2 protein-coding genes are annotated in these 2,938 nt (G+C 66.5%); both read right to left on the reverse strand.

Translation table 11 applies throughout. The features are described 5' to 3' along the window. Positions 1 to 2,715 (reverse strand): FG-GAP-like repeat-containing protein (locus AC1D12_RS29800; RefSeq protein ID WP_477844827.1); only part of this gene is annotated, 2,715 nt, incomplete at its 3' end. Positions 2,716 to 2,731: 16 nt separating this feature from the next. Beyond that, positions 2,732 to 2,938 (reverse strand): hypothetical protein (locus tag AC1D12_RS29805; protein ID WP_477844829.1); only part of this gene is annotated, 207 nt, incomplete at its 5' end.

Raw genomic sequence — 2,938 nt, forward strand, 5'->3', positions numbered from 1 at the left:
GTACCACAACGTGTTGTTGCTGCCGTCCTGCACGCGCAGGAAGCCCGGCGACCCCAGGCCCAGGAAGTCGCCGGTGTAGAAGAAGGCTCCGCCGGTCATCATCTCCGGCAGGCTCGCAGTCCCGCGGCTTGTCGACGACACGCCCGGGACCGAGGCGTCGGTCTTGCCCGGATCGGTGCCAGACAGGCTCGTGTAGAAGGCGAGCTCGTGCCGGTCGTTGTCACCGATCCAAACCATGTAGTCGGTCTGGCCGTCACCGTTGATGTCCATCGGCACCGAGCCGCTGCCGCCGCTGCCGAAGGCGAAATGGCGCGCCGCGCCGCCGGTGGGAATGCCGTCATCACCCTGCTGGAAGTAATTGGCACTGCCCATCGCATAGAGGCCTGCCAACGGACGATTGTCTGGCGCGAAGCTCCCGTCACCCTGGTTGATGTAGAGGCGCGCCTCGTACGGGTTGGCGGCAACGTTCACGGGCGTCGCGCCGGTCACGCTGCCGGGAATCGGACTCGGCACGGTGCGCGACCCGGTTGGATCCATCAGGATGATGTCGCTCTTGCCGTCGCCGTTCGCATCGACGACCAGCATGCGCGGGCTCCCCGGTGCCGTGCCGACGGTACCCGCCACCTCCTGGAAGTTGCCATTGCCGTCCTGCATCCATCGGCTGCCCAGGAACAGCAGGTCCGGCCTGCCGTCGCCGTTGATGTCGATCACCTCGCCATACGACATGCCGCCCACCCCCTTGACGGTGCCGGTGCGGTGCGGCTTGGCCATCGCGACGGTCTGCTTCAGCTCGAACTGGCCGTTGCCGCGCCCCACGTAGTAGTGCATCGTCTGGAAGCTCGGCGTCAAGGTCGGCGCCTGCGGGCAGGAGGCCCAGCCAGTGCCCGCCGACGTCTGCAGCACGTCCATCGTGATCAGGTCGAGCCGGCCGTCGCCGTCGAAGTCCTGCCAGTACGCATCCTTCGCATACGACTGGTGCCAGATGTCGGGCGGTTCGTCCACGGGGGGCACGTTGCCGGAAGCCTTGTCCTGGCAGACGTAGCCAAAGGCCGTGCCGGCGGCGGCGAACAATGGCCCCTGCACGCCGGTGGCCGGGTTGGGCAGGTTGATGAACTGCCCGTAGGTGGCTGTCACGGTCGGGTCGTTGTCCGAGACGGAGAGCCACATGCGCAGCTTGGCCGGGCACCACGACGTGTTGCCCGACTTGCACAGCCGGACCAGGTCGGCACGGCCGTCACCATTGATGTCAGTGACGATCACGTCGACCGTATCGTTCTCGTCGCGTCCGTCGAAACGGCCACCCAGGCGAATGCGGCCCACCTCGCCGATGTCGGGCACCTTGTTGAACTTGCCGGGCACCTTCGCGTCGGCCAGCCAGAGTTCGTTCAGGTAGTAGCTGCCCGTAGGCTGGACGGTGCAGACGTCGTTCACGCAGACCATCTGCGTGATGGGCGCACCGGCATCCTTGCGCCACCACAGGATGTCGGTCTTGCCGTCGCCGTTGAAGTCGCCGGTGAGGGCACCACGGCTGCCATCGGCGCTGGCCAGCGGCAGGCCGCCGAGATTGAACGCCGTCGACGCGGCATAGCCGCTGAGCGGGCTGTACGTGAACCGCGTGGCCGGCATGCAGGTCAGCTGCGCGTTACCGGCGCACTCCTTGATGCTCGTCGCCAACTGGCGGGCCGATGCATCCGAGGTCGTGTAGACCACCTGATAGTTGCGCACGGCGGCACCGCTGGCCGCCCACACGCCCACCGATGACAGCAGGCGCGTGCTGACCACCTTGGCACCGAGGTGGAAGGCTTCTGCCTTGTCCGACCGCTCGATGTAGTTGAACTGAACTTTGTGCCGTGCCGTGCACGCCTGGTTCACACCGTAGTTGCAGCCGTAGTAGACCACTTGCAGGTTCCATTCGCCGCCGGCGGCTGCCGCGCCGTTCGGCCCGGTTCCCCAGGTGCGCACGGTGTTGTCGTACTGGAACTCGATGGCATTGCCGGCCGAATCGGTCACCGTCTTCAGCAGCCACGCCGTGGCAACACCCGCCTTGGCACCGCCGACGGCCTTGACGACGCCATCGGTCGTGGGCGCCGTGCCGACCGTGACCAGGCCATAGACCTGCGTCAGACCCGCCTTGGTCTGAACCGTGAAGGTGCCCGGGCCCGCGGAGGCGCCGATGGAGGTTGAGGCAAAGCCGCTGGCCTTGATCCGCGAGAAGCCGTCGTTTTCGGTCCGGTACTCCACCGCCCCGGTTGCCACACCGAGCGACGGTTGACTCTGATCGGCAGCCGGTTCGCCGACGAACGAGCCACTGCCCTTCACGACCTTGACGAGCCGCTGCCCATCGAGGCACAGGTTGTCGTCCGGAACATAGGCCACCGGGACGATGCGCGGCTTGTACGACGCGCCGACCGGCACCGGCTCGATCTTCGGACAGCGGGTGATCTGCGAAATGCCCTGCACCGACCAGCCGACCCCCATCGGCCCGTTCATGCCGCCGCTGTTGTAGACCAGGCTCAGCTTCGGCTCCATCCCCGCCACGCCGGGCGGCACGACGATCGGGTAGCTGTAGACGGCCTGCCCGCTCTCGCTGACGACCAAGCCTTGCGCTGATGCACTCAGTGCCACTGCGGACATCACCATCGCCAGCATGCGCGGCGCGGCATTTGCAACCCTGGCCAGCCGGGCATCGGCCCGCGAGAAGAAGGACACGTTCATGGGTGGGTTCTGTTGTTCAGGCCGAATAGATGAACTTCACCAGGCATCCGGCATTGCTGCCGAACATGCGCACCGTCGAGCCGCTGAGCTTGGACGCCAGCAGCAGCGCGTAGATGGCCTTGTTGTTGGCTTGTGCCGTGGCCTGGTCGGCATCGATGCCGTTCCACTTCAACCACGTGCCCGCACCGCAGGCCCCGGCGTTGGTGTCGACGGTGAACAGCAC

The sequence above is a fragment of the Rhizobacter sp. P1_G5 genome (assembly GCF_056405435.1).